Source organism: Amycolatopsis thailandensis (assembly GCF_002234405.1).
GTDB classification, from domain to species: domain Bacteria; phylum Actinomycetota; class Actinomycetes; order Mycobacteriales; family Pseudonocardiaceae; genus Amycolatopsis; species Amycolatopsis thailandensis.
Genome location: NZ_NMQT01000067.1, coordinates 1 through 16324, shown reverse-complemented (window position 1 = coordinate 16324; position 16324 = coordinate 1). Strand labels below are relative to the sequence as shown.

The following is a 16324-nucleotide window of genomic DNA, read 5'->3' as shown; positions in this document are numbered from 1 at the left end:
CAAGCGCTGTCTACGCGCGGGTGGGCGGATCCAGGCCGACCAGATCCGGCCGCTTCTCAGGAGAACCCCAATCCAGAATCTCACGAAGCTTTCGAGAGAGGTTTTCCTCGTCCACCCGTGATTCGGTCAGGTTCACTTCGACGGGCGTCGAGATCTCGAGGATCTCCGCATCCTCGGCGGAGAATTCGAGCGTGAGAACCATTCCGGAGAGCCGGACACCGCGCAGGCAGCCGTAGACGGTCAAGCCTCGCTCGGTGGAAACGTTGTAGGAATCCATTCCGGACCGGATTTCCTGCTCATCCGGCTCGTACGTGGATCGCTGAAAGGAGAACGATCTCGGCGTACCGGACTCGTCCACCCCGGCAACGCCCACTTCAAGGGCCTCTTCGTCTTCGTGATCTTCGAAGAACCCGATCTCCGCGGCGGCCAATCTCATCGTCAGCGCTTCCTTTTCGGTTGCCCGATCCGACCGGAGGATGGGATGATCACGTGGTCAGCCTTTCGACGAGAGGAGGTGCGGTCGAGATGTTCCCACACGAGAAGCCCGCGCCTCACCGTCGGCACCGCTGACCTGCCGTGACTTTGGGGCGCATTCATCCACTTTGGAGAGTGCGATGGTCGCGAGTATTCACAACATCACCTTCGATACCACTGGTGATCCGTACGAGCTGGCACAGTTCTGGTCGCTGGCGGTCGGCCGCCCGATGCGCGTCGAGGACGAGCCTGGCGATCCCGAGGTGTCGCTGATCGCCGAGGGGCAGCCGACGATGCTGTTCATCCGGGTGCCCGAGGGCAAGGCGGTGAAGAACCGCGTACACCTCGATCTGCAACCTCGGGATCGCACCCGCGACGAAGAGGTCGACAGGCTGATCGGTGCCGGCGCGAAGCTCTTCGAGGACCACCGCCGGCCGGACGGCACCGGCTGGGTCACGCTCACGGACCCGGAAGGCAACGAGTTCTGCGTGGAACGCAGCGCCGCCGAGCGAGCCGCCTCGTAGCACCGGTCCAAGCGGGGGAGCAAGAAGGCCCAGGTCACCCGGCCTGGGCCTTCTTCGTGTCTCGGTTCCTAGCGGCGACCTTCGGGCGTCAGAGGTCCTCCATGTACGGCCGGTCGAACCAGTCGTCGTCCTCGTCGCGACGTTCGTCCGGCCGGGATTCCCGCGGCGGCCCGGACGCGGCACGCAGTTCCGCCTCGGCGGCTTCGATGTCCAGGCTTGCCAGTTCTTCGACCTCGCGACGCACCGCGTCCTGGGCAAGCGCGCGCAACTCCCGGACTTCGGCCGGTGGGATCTTGTCGAGCAGCCGCCGGAAGGCCGCGCCCTGCTCGGCGAGTTCGTCGGTGACGGGCCCGTGCGCCAGCAGTTCGTGTGGTCGCCGGGTCCCGGCCAGGACGTCCTTGGCGAAATCGGCCCCGGCCCCCGTGCCGGAAGCGGCCAGCAGCCGCAACATGTTGTGCCGGGCTGTGGGCCAGCCGGGGTTGTCCGCGGGATCGAGGTGTGTCATAGCCGGGCCCCCTGTCCGCAGTTCGCGTGCGGATGGTCGTAGGTGAAGGGCCAGCTGGGGAGTTCGGTGTCGCGCGCGGTGGCGCGGGTCGCGTCGACGATGCCCCAGCCGAGTTCGAATTGGTGTGCCAGCGCCAAGATGGCGCTGATGGTGGTGCGAATGACGCCTGTTTGGTCTATGGCGGCCGAGATGAGTGCGAGAAGTTGCTTGACGTCGCCGCCGAAGAGCCCGAACAGCTTTTTGCCCTCGGCGAGGGCGTCGATGACGTCGAGAATGAACCCGACGACTTTCTGGCCGGATTTCGCGGCCGCTATCGCGCCTTTGGTGTAGATCAGCAGCAGGATCTCGATCAGGACACCCAGGCCGTGCTTGAGATCCTGCATCAGGTGGTACGCCGCTCTGGCCAGGCCCTCGATGGCGTCGCCGGCCGCTCCGCAGTAGCCGGACAGGTCCAGGCAGGCCTCGTGATACTTGTCGAGCCAGTCCTTGGCGGCGTCGGCCGCCCGGCCGATCCATTGGTCCTGAATGCCGTAGCGGCCCTGGTTGATGTTGGCGGCGATACCGGCGAACCCGGATTCGGTGTCGCGAAAGAGGACCGCCTGCTCCTGTAACGCTTTCCAGTCGCCGATCACGGCGCGGGCGGCCAGGCCGAAGATGTCCACGCCGGTGATGTCTTCGACGAACCCCGCCACGTCGCCCAAGGTGCCGCCGAGGTCGAGGATCTCCTCGGCCGCTTCCTGAGCCTTGACCGGCCACCAATCCGGGTTGTCGATCTTCTCCGGGCTCGGGCCCGGGTAGTCCACGGGTGCCACTTCCCGGAACGTTCCCGCGGAGGACGGATCGCGGACCTCGTCCCGGCCGACGCGTTCGACCTTGATCTCCTGGAGTTTCCGGTCCAGTTCTTCCGCCGTGGCGCGTTCGGTGTCGCGGTACCAGACGGCCGTGCAGTGGAGGGTGTCGCCGGCGGAGACGCCCGAGCCGAACGCGATACCGAGGTGATTCCTCGTGTCGTGCTGCCAGCCGTCCAGCTTCGGCCAGATCCGCGCGAGCAGCCCCTCGCCGTCGTCATTGGTGCGGCCGCCGTGGACGATGGTGTTGCGGAACGCCTGGCGGAAGTCGCCGGCCCCGTCCCCTTGTCTGCGCACGAGGCCGGCGAGGCCGTCCACCGCTTCCGGTCGCACGAAGAACCCCGGCCCGGTTGGCACCATCGATCCGCCCCCTTGATTCCCGGACACTTGTCGCCCGAGTGGATGTGGCACTTTGGGTTAGGATGTCACATAAGCCGGATCGGTTCCATCGGATCGCGGAGAACGACTCTTCGGACGGCAAGTCCCGGACAGCCACGTGGTCTCGGCGGCGGTGTTCCCAATGTCGCATTTGTGTCGCTGAGCGTCTCGAATGCGACATTGGGAACAGCGGCCAGAGAAGTCGACCCGCGGATCGCGAACGCCCCCGGGCGCCGGGGCCACACCCGGCGGAAGGCGATGACGTGCACCAGTCCGTGAAGGCCTCTTTCCCTACCCTGAAAGTAGGGAAAGAGGCCTTCACGGACTTCGCCTCCGACCTGACACCCTTTCGGCCCGGTATTTCCACCTGACGGCCAGGACGTCTGGCTCGGCCTGATCGATCCCGCGCTGGCCACGCGGCCGCCCGATCGGGGCAGCCTGCCACCGGAAGGGGTCGTCTTCCAGCGCGGAGCGGGGAGCTCGATGCCATCGGACCCGCGCTCGAACGGATCCTCGACCGGCTCCCCGACGACGGATGACGATCCCGGCGCCGAGGCTGTTTCTTTTTCTCCCCGAAGAAACGCGGATCGGTGTCCCGGCCGACATCGCCGGGTGACCGCATCGTTGCCGGTCTTCATCCTGCTGGCCGTGTCCGGACGCGACGGATCTGCGGAATCGTGAACGCGTTCGAAGGGGAGGCGGGGAGCATGGAACTACGTCATTTCAGGTATTTCACGGCCGTCGCCGAGCAGGGTGGGTTCACCAAGGCGGCGAACATGCTGTTCGTCTCGCAGCCGACGTTGAGCCAGCAGATCCGTGCGCTGGAGCGGGAACTCGGCGTCCCCCTGTTCCTGCGCGCGCCGGACGGGGTCCGGCTGACCGCCGCCGGTGAGGTGTTCCACGGGCACGCCGAAGCCGTGCTGCGGATGGTGGACGAGGCCACCCGCGCGACCCGGCGCGCCGGGTCGGAGCCGGACACGCTGCGGATCGGCTGGGCTCCGCCGATTCCGCGCGCTCTGCACGTACCGATCGCGAGCGCTTTTTCGACGGCGTACCCGCACGTGCGGTTGGCGTGGCAGGAGACCACGTTGCCCGACCCGGAAGGGCCGCTGCTCGACGGCGACGTCGATGTCTCACTGCTGCGGCTCCCGGTGGACGTCGAGCGGGTGCTGTGGGAGCCGATCGCCGACGAGCCCTGCGGTCTGGCGGTGCCGATCGGGCATCCCTTGGCGGAGCTCGATTCCGTCGGTGTCCCCGACATCCTCGACGAGCCGATGCCGAACGTCGGGGACGCCGTGCCCGAGGCCATGAAGCGGTGGTGGCTGCTGCCGGATTCGCGCAACGGCGAGTATCCGAAGGCGGTGGGCGAGCCGGTCAGCACCGTGACGGAGCTGGCGCTGTCGGTCGTCTTGAACGGCGTGGTCTGCCCTGCCCCGTACCTGTACGTCAAAACCGCCGCCGTGCACGGGTTCCGCGCACTGGAGTTGCGTGAAGGTCCGTGCTCGTCCACCGGTGTCGCCCGCCGCCGGGACGATCGGCGCGCGCTGCCGCGTCTGTTCTGCGAGCTGGCGACCCGGGTCACGGCCGAGCTGCAGCCATAGCCCCGGCCGATCGCCGGATAGGCACAACGACTTCGACCCGGACCGGGGTGCTGGCCGATCCTCGAGTGCAGCGGGGAAGGCTTCACGACGGGAGTTCGCCGACCATGACCGGAATCCGGTACACGACGCTGATCGCGGCGACGGTGGCCGCGCTCGCCCTGCTCCAGCCGGCTCCCGCCCAGGCGGGAACGGAGCTGTCGCAGAGACTGTGCCGGGGCGACCAGATCGGCGTGATCCGGGATACGCCCTTGGCCATCGTGAACGGCCAGCCGGTGAGTTTCGGCTACCAGGACCGGACCTTCACCGGCCCCGGCATCCCGCTCCAGGACGGGGACGTCGTACGCGTCCGGGCGACCGGTTCGATCAAGATCGACTCGTGGCCGTGGGGGCCGTCGTACTCGCCGGCGGGCCATCCGACCGAGCGGACGAGAACGGTCTGGGGCGGGATTTCGGCGCCGTCGTACGGCCTCTACGGATTCTTCAACTCGACGGGAAGCGCGTTCGCGGTCGGGGCCGACAGCGGATGCGTGGTCTACCGCGGACCGCGGACCTGGCTGTGGCTGGCGCAGAACGACGACAGGACCGTCGACAACAGCGGGCGGTGGGATCTCACCGTGCGGATCTGGACTTTCTAGCGCACCGTGAACCGCATCCTGGCGTTGTTGATCGCCGGACCGGGCCTGTTGCTGGGCCTGGCCGCGGCGCCGCCGACGGCGGTGGACGACCGCTTCGTCTATTCCGGCAACCAGGCGGCCAGCGGCTGGTTCACGGTCGACGTCCTGGCCAACGACACCCCGCGAGGCGCTCAGGTCCGCGCCGTCGAGCTGGTGTCCGGCCCGACGGACGGCGTGGTGGAGCCGACCACCAGCCCGGTCGGATTCCGTTGGCGCAGAGGATCTTCGCTGACCGCGCGGTGGAGCTACCGGATCGTCGACACGGCGGGGGCCCGGAGCAACACGGCGGCGGTGTCCGTGGGGGTCCGGGTCGGCCCACTTCCGCGTGACGACGACTACCAGGCGACGTCGGGCGTGCTGCTGAAGGTCCCCGCGCCCGGCGTGCTGGCGGGAGACAGTCACCCCGATGGGGAGCGGCTGACGGCGGAAAGCAAGGCACGCAACGGTTTCACCGCGCGAGGTGGGCGGGTGGTGCTGCGGCCGGACGGCTCGTTCGACTACGCGCCGCCACTCGGCTTCACCGGAACGGACTCCTTCGGCTATCGAGCGGTGGACCCGCAGAACGACGCGGCGGACGCGACAGTCACCATCGCGGTCCAGCCGAGGCCGTCCACGTCCACGACCACGCCTCCGCCGTCCGGCGACCAGTCGTCGGGCAGGGCCGAGGTCACCGTCCACCTGCACGGTTACCCGGCGGACTGCCGGGCGAGCCCCATCGTCCTCGGCGGCCGGAGGCTGGACACCTGGCTCGACGAGGCGCGGCACGGGCAGGGGGACAACTGGGAGTTCATCGACCTGCACGCGTTCATCCCGGACGGCCTGACGGCGGGCGTCCGTACCGTGGAGTTCCGGTGCGCCGGGGCCGTCCACACCGCGGGCACGATGAAGCTGCCGACCGGTCCGGTCCTGACGACCTTCGAGCTGACCTGGAAACCGAACCCGGGCTCCACCACCTCGATCCCGCAGCCGACGGAGCCACCGAGTCCGCCGCCGGCCCCGCCGGAACCACCTCGCGCGAAACCGCCCGGGATCACCGACATCCCCGTCTTGAGCGAGGTCCTGACCGATCTCCGGTCCCTGGCGGTGAGCGCGGCGACGGCGGCGGCGATCATCGCGGTCGTGCTGCTGCTGGAGACGGCCTTCCCGGCGGACCTGGTCAACAAGATCCTCGAAGTGCTGCGGACCCCGGCCATCCGGGAGCGGATGGACCCGGCGAATCCTCGTGGTCACGCCTGGCCGCGGACGCTCGGCTACGCGCTGCTCGGCGGGGGACTGCTGGTCTGGGCCGACGCCGAGATCAACGCCGAAACGTTCGACTGGGGCATCGTCGCGCTGAAAACGGCGGCGGGCGCGGTCGCCTTGTCACTGGTCGTCGCCGCCTACGAGAAACCCAAGGACTCGCTGCTCACCGCGAGCCGCGGCCGTGGCGAACTCCGGGCCGTCTGGCTGGGTTTCCTCGTGGCCGCGGCGATGGCGACGCTGTCCCGGTTGCTCGACTCGCCCGTGCCCTACGTCTACGGACTGGTCGTCACCTTCATCGCCATCGGCGAGGCGTCGAAGCGGGCCCAAGGACGGGCGACCTTGGGCGGTGGGATCGCCGTCCTCGTGACCTGCGTCGGGCTCTGGGCGGCGCTCGGCCCGCTGATCGTCGCCGGCCGGGAAGCCTCTCCGAAATCGCCTGCCTACGCGCTCGCCTTCGCGATCTGTGTCGTCCTGGCCGCGGGGATCCAGGTCGTCGTCTTCGGACTGCTCCCGATCAAGCCGCTGGACGGTCACGCGCTGAAGGACTGGAGCAAAGCCGCGTGGTGGGCGCTCTACCTGCCCGCGGTCTTCTTCTACGTCCACGTGGTGCTCACCAGCGTGCATCCCGCCCTCGACGACACCTCCGCCGGGGAAAAGATCTTCGTGGCGTCCTCTCTGTTCGTGCTGGCCAGTGTGGCGAGCTTCCTCCTGCGACGGCTCAAGAAGGTGTCCGGGCACTGACGAGACGGTCGCGCCCGGCGCCGTATCCCGTACCGGCCATGAGCAGGCTCAACGCGATCAGGAGCAGGAGGGCGCCGCTCCAGCTGCCGGTGGTGTCGTGGAGGACACCCAGCAGCAACGGCCCGATCGCCGCGACGAGATAGCCGATGGACTGGGCCATCCCGGCCAGGGCCGTGGTCTCGCCCGGCCCACTGGCGCGCTGACTCTGGAAACTCAGGGCGAGCACGAGACAAGCGCCGGTCCCCAAACCGAGAAGAGTGCACGCCACGAGCGCCAGCGCGGGGACGAGAAGCAGGATCGCGAAACCGGCGGCGACGATCACCGAGGCCGAAGCGGCGGTGAAGCGCTGGTCGTGACGGCCTCGGGTGAGCAACGGCAGCGCCATCCCGGTGACCAGTCCGATCACCTGGTAGTAGAACAGCGTCCAGCCGCCCGCCGCGGTGCTCATGCCCTGGTCGGCGAGGATGCTGGGCAGCCAGGCGATGGCGGTGTAGAAGACGAGGGATTGCAGGCCCATGAAGAAGGAAACCTGCCACGCCTGCCAGGATCCCCAGGGAGTCCGAGCGTGCTTTCCGCGTGTCCGGACGCCGGCGTCCGGCCGTGGCTCGCGCAGCCGGGGAAGCCACGCGACGAGAGCGGCGAGGGCGATCACCACTGCCCAGGCGAGCGCGGAACGCCAGCCGCCGGGGAGTGCCTTGGCGAGCGGAACGGAAATCCCGGAAGACACGGCGGCGACCAGGCCCATGGCGGTGACGTAGAGGGCGTTGACGGTGTGTGCCTTCGGACCGGGGACGTGGGTGCGGATCATCGTCGGCAGCAGGACATTGCCGATCGCGATCGCCGCCGAGAGGATCACGGTCCCGGCGAACAGGCACACCAGCGACGGCAGGGACCGGAGCACGGTGGCCGCCGTCAGCACCGCGAGGGCGGCCACGAGCAGACGGGTGGTGCCGAACCGGTGCGACAGACGTCCGACGAAGGGCGAAGTCACCGCGAACATGAGCAGTGGCACCGTGTTCAGGACGCCACTCGCCGACGCCGTCAGCCCGGTGGCCTGCTGGATGGACGGCAGCAGCGTGCCCACGCCGGTCAAGGTCGCGCGCAGATTGGCCGCCACCAGGAGAATCGCGATCACGAGACCGGCCGAGAGGGCGGGTGTGGTGCGGGCCGGATCGTTTCTGGTCGTCGTGGGAGAGGTCATTTCCGGCGGTCCGTTCCGGTCTCGGTGAGCTTCACGATCTCGGCGGCGCGGTAGCGGGCGCCGACCTCGTCGCGGGCGGCGATCGCCTCGACGAGACTCCGGTGCAGATCGGCATGCTCGGCGGCGGTCGCGGCGGGCCACAGCGTGTCGCCGATCTGCTCGGCGACCGCCGTGCTGAGGACGTCGTAAACCTCGGTGAGCAAAGGGTTCCCGCCGGCCTTCACCACGGCCTGATGGAAGCGCACGTCGGCCTCCGCGGCGAGGGTCACCTCCTGGGAGCCCGCGATCGTCTCGGCCTCGTCGAGGAGCCGCCGGAGACGGACCAGGTCTTCCTCGGTGCGCCGCGCCGCGGCCAGGCCCGAGGCGTACTCCTCCAGCACCGCGCGAAGTTCCAGCACGTCGCTTTGCCGGGAAGCGTCGGCGCGCCTCAACAGGACCGAGTGCATTTCGCTCGACGCCCGGACGTAGGTTCCGTCGCCCCGCCGGGCTTCCAGCAAACCCAGATGCGCCAGCGCGCCGAGCGCCTCGCGCACCGTCGTGCGCCCGACGCCGAGCTGCTCGACCAGATCGTGTTCGGGCGGGATCCGCGTCCCCACGGGCCAGGCGCCGGAGGCGATCTTCTCGCGGAGGGTGTCCACCAATTGCGCCGACAAGCTCGCGACCCGGCGCGGCGCACGCAGTTCGTTCATAAGGGGACCCTAACACCGAATGTCTGACATTTAATGTGACGCCGACGACTGGGCGACGGCTTCGGCGAGTCAGCCAAGCCCCTCCGGGGTGACCAGGCAGAACGGATGCCCGACCGGATCGGCGTAGACGCGGTATCCGATGGGCTTGTCGGAACCGTCGAGCAGGCGCCCGCCGAGGGTGAGCACCTCCTGCTCGGCTTCGTCCAGGTCGGCCACGAGGAGATCGAGGTGCAGCTGCTGCGCGGGCTCGCCCCGCTTCCAGTCCGGGCGGACGTGATGATCGGTGCGATGGAGGGCGAGATCCGGCTGGCCGTCGCCCAGTGCCAGCCGCACATGGTCCGCGCCGTCCCTTGCGCGGCTCACGCCTAGAAGCGCTTCGTAGAAGGGTGCGAGGGCTTGCGGGTCGGGGCAGTCCACCACCACGACGGCGATTCGCGGCCGACGGCTTTGCATATGACGCATATCACATCCTTTTTGTCCGATTGCCGGGGTCTCCCGCGCCGCCATGCTGCGAAGGCACGAATGCCGACACCGGGAGGATTCCATGACAGACGACAAAACGGTGCCCCAGTTCCCGATGGCTCGCGCGGCCGGTTGCCCGCTCGCGCCGCCGCCGGAACTGACCCGGCTGGCCGAGTTCGATCCGGTGTCCCGGGTGCGGTTGTGGGACGGCAGCACGCCGTGGCTGGTCACTCGGCACGAGGATGTGCGTGCGGTGCTGGCCGACCCGCGCGTCAGTGTCGACGCCACGCGACCCGCCTTCCCGCACACCAATCCGGTGAGCAAGGCCCGCGACACCAGGATGAAAACGTTGATGCAGATGGACGCGCCGGAACACACCGTGCAGCGGCGGCTGCTGACGCCGGAGTTCACGATCAAGAAGATGGAGGCTCTGCGGCCCGCGATCCAGCGGATCGTCGACGACCTCGTCGACGAAATGCTCGCCGGTCCGCGGCTGGTGGATCTGGTCGAGGCTTTCGCGTTACCGGCCCCGTCACAGGTGATCTGCGAACTGCTGGGCGTGCCCTACGCCGACCGCGACTACTTCCAAGGAGTCGCCCGGACACTCGTCATGGACGAAGGCGATCCCGGGAAAGCGCTGGCCGCCAGCGAACAGCTGAACACCTACCTGGAGAACCTGGTGCTGGAACGGGACGCCGAGCCGGGCGAAGACCTGCTCAGTGCCTTGACCGTGGGGCAATTCCGGACCGGCGCGATGACGCCACACGAGATCGCGACACTGGGCCAGCTGCTTCTGGTGGCAGGGCACGACACGACCGCGAGCATGATCACTTTGGGCACAGTCGCGCTGCTGACCCATCCGGATCAGCTGCGCGCCGTCCGGGACAGCGAAGATCCCGCGGTGGTGGCCGATGCCGTGGAAGAACTCTTGCGCCATCTGTCCGTCACCCACACCGAAGCCCGCCGTGTCGCGCGAGAAGACCTGAAGATCGGCGGCCGGCTCATCCGCGCCGGCGAAGGCATCATCGCGGTGAAAAGCACCGCCAACTGGGATCACTCCGTCTTCCCGGACCCCGGCCTGCTCGACGTCCGCCGCAAACCCCGGCACCATCTCGCGTTCGGTTACGGCAGGCATCTGTGCCTGGGCGCTCCGCTGGCGCGAGTGGAGCTTCAGGTCGTCTTCGGCACGCTCTTCCGGCGCGTGCCGACCCTGACCCTGGCGAAACCCTTGCGCGAACTGGAATTCGACGAGAACGCGATCTTTTACACGGTGCGGGAGCTGCCCGTCACCTGGTGATGCCGAAGGGGGGCGGCACGCCGTCGCGTGCCGCCCTCCTCTGCTGCCCTCGCCGACGTTCTCGTCGTTGTCGTGCAGGGACGGATTGTTGAAGTTCTGGCTGCCGGTGAAGACGACCTTGGTCTCCGGCTTTGAAGCCGCGAAGCCGGATTCGATCGGGCTTCCCCTGCAGCAGAGTCGTGCATGAACCTTCGATCATCCGCAAGGCGACGATGTCCACCGAGCAGCGGTGCCGTGCTCGGCCGCTCGTGTATCTGGTGGGTTCGCGATGTTGGGTCCTGCTGGGCGTGTCGGGTCAGGGTGGTCGTGAGTGTGCGGCACGGCCTGAACTGGTCTGGGGGGAGCCGATCGCGACCTCGACCGTCCACAAGAGACACTCTTTCCGGTCGGCACGCCCGTTTTGGGCACTTTACGAAGGGGTCGTGAGTGGTAAGGAGGGTTCTAACCCTCCTTACCACTCACGACCCCCTGTAGAACGGGCCATACAGGCATAAACCGGACGCTCAATCGCCCTCAAGTGTCCCATGTGGACACTCGGGCCGCGAACGGCCCGCTGGCCGGTTCGGAACCCTGCCCTCAAGGCGGCAAAGAAGGCCTGCTCGGCGGTCAGGGCAGGACGCCCGACGCGGGGAGGCACGGCGGCCGAGTACGCCACATTCGCTCACGAGTCGAGTTGTTCGGAGACGGCGCGCATGGCGCGCCCGATCGCCCGCAGGTCTTCGGGTTCGATCACGTCGACGAAGTGCGCGCGGACGGTGCGGAGGTTGTCCGGAGCCGCGCGAAGCAGGGTTTCGCGCCCTTCGTCGGTGAGCCGCGCGCGCACGCCGCGGCCGTCGTCGGCGGTCGTCTCCCGTCGGACCAGGCCGCGGACCTCCAGGCCGTTGACGCGGTGCGAGAGCCGGCTGCGCGAGTAGTACGCCGACTTCGCGAGGTCCGCCATGCGCATCGAGCCGTCGTCGGCTTCGGACAGTCGCACCAGGAGTTCGTACTCCGCCAAGGAAAGCCCGTGCTGCTCGCGTAGCCGACGGTCGAGCAGGTCGACGAACCGGACGGATCCTTCGATGAACGCACGCCAGTCACGCTGCTGGTCGGTGTCGAGCCAGTTGGTCACGGTGTCCACGGTAACAGTTGACGCCTTCAATCACTTCGGTCTAGCTTTGGTTGAAGACTTCAACTAGATGGGGGTTGCGATGGCACGCGAAGCTTGGGTGTTGCAGGAGAAGGACGCGGAGGTCATCGAGAAGCCCGCGCTGTGGTTGCTTGCCGATGGCGAGCACACAGGCGGGCTCCTCGGCGCGAACCGGCTTTCCTTGCGGGCTGGGGAAGCCGGTACGAAACCGCACTACCACAAGAAATCCGCGGAGGCCTTTTACGTCCTCGGCGGGGCGCTGCGGATGCTGGTGGGCAGCGAAATGGTCACTGTCGAGCGAGGCGGCTACGTCGTGATCCCACCGGGTGTCCGGCACGCTTTCGCGGCGCCGCCGGAGCTGGCCGCGGACGTCCTCATCACGTTGGCGCCCGGCGTCGAACGGTTCGAATATTTCCGCGCGCTGCCCGGCATTCTTCGCGGAGACGTCGAGCCGGCGGAGATCGAGCGAATCCACGAACGGTACGACGTCCACTTCGTCGACGCGCCGGAATGGGACGAGCGGGGATGACCGAACCCGGCTATTCGGGGGGAGCGTCCCGAATCGTTCGCAGGCTGAGCCGGCAGGCGGAGGTGGCGGGGTGCTGGGCGCCGAGGACTTGTTCGCACAGTTCCAGGGTGGAGCGTTGTTCTCGTTCGGCGGCTTCCAGCCGGCCGAGGTGGTAGAGCATTACCCCGTGGTTCACGCGTCGGCCGAGAGTGATGGGGTCGCGCTCGCCGAGAGCGGTTTCCGACGCCTCGATCAGCGCGCGTTGCTGCTGAGCCGCTTCGGACACGTTGCCGGAGTCGAGCAGGAGATACGCCAGGAGACTGTGGCCGAACAGGGTTTCCGAATCGGTCGCACCGAGAACGCGGGAACAGTCGTCCTTCGCGGCACGTAGCTCACGTTCGGCTTCTTCCACTCTGCCAGCGCGGTGCAGGGCGAAGCCGAGCAGGTTCCGGGTTTTCAAGGTCTCCCGGTGGTCGGCGCCGAACCGGTCCGTGGCGAGTGCGACGGCGGCCTGACGGGCCGGGATCGAATCGTTTTCCGACATGTTTCCTCCCCTTGGTCGAAATTCCGCTCGATTCGAGAGTACCCACATCGTCGACTCTATGATTTCGTCGTGTCCCTCACTTGATTTCGTAGATCTCCGGAGTGAGCACGGTGCGTTTGGTCGCCTTGCGTCGTTCGTGCATGGATTCCAGCGCGTGGACCACACTTTCGGCCAGGCTGTGGGAATCCTGGACGACGGTGGCCCGCAAGGGGCTCGTTCCGGTGTCGATCAGGGTGCGTGCCTCGGTGGTTCCGTCCACACCGATGACCACGGTGTCCGCCGTGACCGGGGAGGTCGTCGCCCGAAGCGCGTCGACGGCCCCCAGCGCCATCTCGTCGTTGGTGCAGAAAACGGCGTCCAGGTGTCCTTGCTTCGCGGCCAGCAGGCGAATGTGGGACTGCACGGCGTCGTAGGCGCGGGGCCGCTGAAAGGCGCAGCTGTCGTCGATGGTGATCGAAACGTCGGTCAACTCCGTCCGGAGAACGCTCGCGCAATGGTCTTGCCGCGCTGGATGCTGTTGGCTGGCCACGATCAGCACGTGTGGCCGTCGCGTGTTCCGTTGCCGGAAATGCGTGACCAGCCACCGACCAGCGAGGTTTCCGAGATCGCGACTGAGATAGCCGACGAAGGTGGTGTTGGCGGGGTAGTCGGTTTCGTCGTCGAAAGGTTCGATGTCGGTGAAAACCACCGGCAGGGCCAATTCGGAGCAGAATTCGACCAGATCCGGACGTAGCCGGTGCACTTCGGTCGCGACGATGATCCCGCCGAGATAACCGCGGCGCGCGGCCAGGATCCTGCGCAGGTGGTGTGCCTGCGCGGCGGCGTCGTAATCCCGGTCGGGCACCTTCAGCACCAGGTCGATACCGCTGCGGTCCAGCGCGACGTGCACGCGTTGCACGAAACCGGCGACCCAGTACTTCTGGCTGAAGGCCGAGGTTACCAGGAACGCCTGGCGCGGCCGCCTGGTCCACGGCGCTCGGCGCAGCATCAGGGGGATCGCGGCCAGCGAGCCCGCGGCCAGAACGGTCCAGGCGGGCACTTTCGCGATCAGCGCGTCGCCGCGGAGCAACGCGAGGATCCCGGCGAGCACCAGTCCACCGGTCACCGAGGTCAGGACGGTGAACCGTACCGGAGTGCGATCGCGGTCCAGTGTTTTCACGGTGACGGCCTCCCGGGTGGACGGACACAAGGACCACGGGCAGCGATTATGGGGCCGGTCGGCAGCCGGATGCCATAGCCCGCTCGCACTACCGCCGCTTGAACCGGGCGGAGGTGCCGGAGAACGCGGAAACCGGATAAGTGAAAAGTCGGAAAAGTTCCGACAATGGGTGATCGGATCCTTCCCGGGGTGAATCCGCGATTAGGAATCGGCCGGGTAACCTCCACTCGGAGGATTCGGTTTTGGGTGGGGGATGTTCGGCATGAAAAAGAACTCGCGGCTCTTCGCCGCGCTTTCGTTGTCGGTGATGGCCTTCTGTTGCTCTTGTGCGGCAGGCGAAGGGAATGTGGTTTCCGCGTCTTCCCCGAGTCCGGCGGCGGCCCCTTCTTCGACTTGGGCTCCGGCGACCTCGCCTGAGGTCGTTTCGGCGGCATGCGTGTTCCTCGGCGTCGAAGAACTTCAAGGGGCGTTGCGCTCGAAGGCCGTCTATCGGTCGGCGGAACAGGAAGTCATGCGAGGGCAGAAGAGCGTCAACTACGCCTGTGACTTCAGCCGTGTCGACGACGGTTCCGATGTCGGCAGCCTCATGGTGACCGCCGCGCCCGGGAACACGGCGCCGGAGGCCTTGCTCGGCGTCGCCGAGGACCAATGCCTTGGCGAGGGGCAGGCGAAGCCCTTGCCGGACGCCGGGGACGGGGCGTTTTGGTGCATGAGTGAGGACCTCGACACGCTGGTGGCCACCGTGAAACGGAGCCGGGGCGAGGCCCGGATCGCGTACTTGACGCTCGCGGGCAGTCCGCTGAGCGCCAACATCCCCGGCTACGGCGAGCTGGCGAAGCTCCTCGGCGGCAGGCTCTAGACCTGGGCCGGGGACTCACCGAGATCAGGCATGTCCCTGAGCTGCCTGCGCGAGGTGATGCCGAGTTTGCGGAAGATGTTGCGGAGGTGGGCGTCCACCGTCCGAGGACTGACGAACAGGCGCGTCGCCACCTCTTTCGACGTCGCGCCCGCCGCGACCTGGCGCGCGATGTGCATCTCCTGCATGGTCAGGTGGTCGTAGGAGCGTTCGGAGCGGCCGCGCGCCACTTCCCCGGTCGCGCGCAGCTCGTCGGCGGCCCGCCGGGTGAACGCCTCCAGCCCGATCTTCGACAGCTGTTCGTGCGCGGTGCGCAGGTGTTCGCGTGCGTCACGACGGCGGCCCGCGCGGCGCAGCCATTCCCCGTACCGCAGGTGCGCCCGCGCGAGGTGCGCCGGGAGCGGACTGTTCGTCAGCTGCTCGAGAGACTCCAGGTAGTCGTCTTCCGCGTCGCTGAGCAGCGCCCGCGCGCCCGCCTCCACCCCGAGGGCGAACGCGGTTCCCGCGGGTTCTGTGCGCTGTGTCAAGGATTCCAGCGCCGATCGCGCGACGGCCTCCTCACCGCATCGGACCGCGGCTTCCACCAGTTCGGGCAGCGCGATGCCGGTGAGGAACAGATCGCCGCTCGCCACGGCCCGTTTCGCCGCCTCCAACGCGGCCGGGTATTCGGCGAGGCCGTTGTACAGCACGGCCGTCGCCCAGTGGGCGTTCGCGGTCAGCTGGCCGTTGCCCCGCTTCGTCGCCTCGACGGACAGGTGGAGCACTTCTTGACGGCGGCCGCGCAGCGCCGCGAGATGCACCCTCGGGTAGAGCTGCGGCGGATCGCCGACGGCGTCGGCGATCGCCTCCTCCTCGGCGATCGCGGCCATCGCCCGCCCGAAATCCCCGGTGAGCACCGCGTGCAGCGCCACCTGGGACAGGCCGAGCCGGATGGTCATCGGCGCGCCCGTGTCCCGTCCGGTCCGCACCAGCCAGTCGACGATCGTCGCGTGCAGGCCGATGTCCCACAGTTCGCCCGCGAGCACGGTGGCCAAGGCCGGTGTCCGCGTCCAGCCGGCGTCGTCGCCGGTGAGGGCCTGGCGAAGCGCCGGTAAGCCGGTGTGATGCCCCTCGGTGTCCAACCGCACGAGCGCGTCGAGGAGATCCGGCGTCCGCGACGCCGCCGGTGCCGAGCGGGCCGCGTCGAGTACCCGGTCCAGCACGCCCGCGGCCCTGCCGACGACGAGCCCCATCTCCAGCGCCGCGATGAAGCACTCGCGTGACCGTTCCGGGTCGACGGTGGCGAGCCGTCGCGCGGCCCCCAGGATGAGTTCCGGCCCCCGGACGGCCCCGTCCGCGCCCTGGACGAAGGCGATCCGCCCGCGCAGCAGGTCGACGGAAGCGTGCTGGGGGACTTCCAGTTTGTCGGTGTCGATGCTGGCCAGCAGATCCGCCGCCGCTTCCGTCCCGCCCGCTTCGAGCGTCGTCCGCGCGGCCGCGAGCGTGCGTTCGA

Annotated in this window: 17 protein-coding genes; 7 read left to right on the top strand and 10 right to left on the bottom strand. The window is 68.2% G+C overall.

Annotation, left to right across the window (positions count from 1 at the left end):
• Positions 1-10: 10 nt before the first annotated feature.
• On the bottom strand, positions 11-430 hold the full coding sequence (locus tag CFP71_RS19235) for an Imm10 family immunity protein (protein WP_208635986.1): 420 nt from the start codon (positions 428-430) through the stop codon (positions 11-13).
• A 184-nt stretch (positions 431-614) separates the two neighbouring features.
• On the opposite strand from CFP71_RS19235, the gene CFP71_RS44215 reads away from it, so the two are divergent.
• On the top strand, positions 615-998 hold the full coding sequence (locus CFP71_RS44215; protein WP_093935250.1) for a VOC family protein: 384 nt from the start codon (positions 615-617) through the stop codon (positions 996-998).
• A gap of 88 nt (positions 999-1086) precedes the next feature.
• Here the strand turns inward: CFP71_RS44215 and CFP71_RS19225 are convergent, their stop codons facing one another.
• Together CFP71_RS19225 and CFP71_RS19220 are read right to left on the bottom strand one after the other, a co-directional pair.
• Positions 1087-1503 (bottom strand): hypothetical protein, encoded by a 417-nt coding sequence (locus tag CFP71_RS19225; protein ID WP_244199741.1) that lies wholly within the window; start codon positions 1501-1503, stop codon positions 1087-1089.
• Positions 1500-2711, bottom strand: a complete 1212-nt coding sequence (locus CFP71_RS19220) for a hypothetical protein (protein WP_093935249.1) — start codon at positions 2709-2711, stop codon at positions 1500-1502. The genes CFP71_RS19225 and CFP71_RS19220 overlap by 4 nt, the downstream gene beginning before the upstream one ends.
• Positions 2712-3436: 725 nt before the next feature.
• On the opposite strand from CFP71_RS19220, the gene CFP71_RS19215 reads away from it, so the two are divergent.
• From CFP71_RS19215 to CFP71_RS19205, 3 genes are all read left to right on the top strand, one after another.
• Positions 3437-4330 carry a LysR family transcriptional regulator gene (locus tag CFP71_RS19215; RefSeq protein ID WP_143267120.1) on the top strand — a complete coding sequence of 298 codons (894 nt, stop codon included), beginning with the start codon at positions 3437-3439 and terminating at the stop codon, positions 4328-4330.
• A 104-nt stretch (positions 4331-4434) separates the two neighbouring features.
• A complete protein-coding gene (locus CFP71_RS19210) occupies positions 4435-4965 on the top strand; it encodes a hypothetical protein (protein WP_093935247.1) in 531 nt (176 codons plus the stop codon).
• Positions 4966-4971: 6 nt separating this feature from the next.
• Positions 4972-6987, top strand: coding sequence for an FGLLP motif-containing membrane protein (locus CFP71_RS19205; protein ID WP_093935246.1), 2016 nt, complete (start codon positions 4972-4974; stop codon positions 6985-6987).
• Here the strand turns inward: CFP71_RS19205 and CFP71_RS19200 are convergent.
• From CFP71_RS19200 to CFP71_RS19190, 3 genes are all read right to left on the bottom strand, one after another.
• Positions 6965-8188, bottom strand: a complete 1224-nt coding sequence (locus CFP71_RS19200) for a CynX/NimT family MFS transporter (protein WP_093935245.1) — start codon at positions 8186-8188, stop codon at positions 6965-6967. The two genes, CFP71_RS19205 and CFP71_RS19200, sit on opposite strands and share 23 nt — an antisense overlap.
• Positions 8185-8877 carry a FadR/GntR family transcriptional regulator gene (locus CFP71_RS19195; protein ID WP_093935244.1) on the bottom strand — a complete coding sequence of 231 codons (693 nt, stop codon included), beginning with the start codon at positions 8875-8877 and terminating at the stop codon, positions 8185-8187. Before CFP71_RS19195 ends, CFP71_RS19200 begins: the two co-directional genes overlap by 4 nt.
• A gap of 69 nt (positions 8878-8946) precedes the next feature.
• Positions 8947-9339, bottom strand: coding sequence for a VOC family protein (locus CFP71_RS19190; RefSeq protein ID WP_244199740.1), 393 nt, complete (start codon positions 9337-9339; stop codon positions 8947-8949).
• Positions 9340-9421: 82 nt separating this feature from the next.
• On the opposite strand from CFP71_RS19190, the gene CFP71_RS19185 reads away from it, so the two are divergent.
• Positions 9422-10636 (top strand): cytochrome P450, encoded by a 1215-nt coding sequence (locus CFP71_RS19185; protein WP_093935243.1) that lies wholly within the window; start codon positions 9422-9424, stop codon positions 10634-10636.
• A gap of 661 nt (positions 10637-11297) precedes the next feature.
• Here CFP71_RS19185 and CFP71_RS19180 read toward each other — a convergent pair.
• Entirely contained in the window at positions 11298-11747 is a 450-nt protein-coding gene (locus CFP71_RS19180) for a MarR family winged helix-turn-helix transcriptional regulator (protein ID WP_244199739.1), read from the bottom strand.
• Between the two features lie 79 nt (positions 11748-11826).
• On the opposite strand from CFP71_RS19180, the gene CFP71_RS19175 reads away from it, so the two are divergent.
• Positions 11827-12294 (top strand): cupin domain-containing protein, encoded by a 468-nt coding sequence (locus CFP71_RS19175; protein ID WP_093935241.1) that lies wholly within the window; start codon positions 11827-11829, stop codon positions 12292-12294.
• A gap of 10 nt (positions 12295-12304) precedes the next feature.
• Here CFP71_RS19175 and CFP71_RS19170 read toward each other — a convergent pair whose 3' ends face one another.
• Together CFP71_RS19170 and CFP71_RS19165 are read right to left on the bottom strand one after the other, a co-directional pair.
• Positions 12305-12817, bottom strand: coding sequence for a tetratricopeptide repeat protein (locus tag CFP71_RS19170; protein ID WP_093935240.1), 513 nt, complete (start codon positions 12815-12817; stop codon positions 12305-12307).
• A 76-nt stretch (positions 12818-12893) separates the two neighbouring features.
• Positions 12894-13976, bottom strand: coding sequence for a sugar ABC transporter substrate-binding protein (locus CFP71_RS19165; RefSeq protein ID WP_244199738.1), 1083 nt, complete (start codon positions 13974-13976; stop codon positions 12894-12896).
• A 511-nt stretch (positions 13977-14487) separates the two neighbouring features.
• Here CFP71_RS19165 and CFP71_RS19160 point away from each other — a divergent pair.
• Positions 14488-14835: a hypothetical protein gene (locus CFP71_RS19160; RefSeq protein ID WP_143267119.1), complete on the top strand. Its 348-nt coding sequence runs from the start codon at positions 14488-14490 to the stop codon at positions 14833-14835.
• Here CFP71_RS19160 and CFP71_RS19155 read toward each other — a convergent pair.
• The coding region (locus CFP71_RS19155) for a helix-turn-helix transcriptional regulator (RefSeq protein WP_244199737.1) at positions 14832-16324 on the bottom strand (1493 nt) is incomplete at its 5' end. The two genes, CFP71_RS19160 and CFP71_RS19155, sit on opposite strands and share 4 nt — an antisense overlap.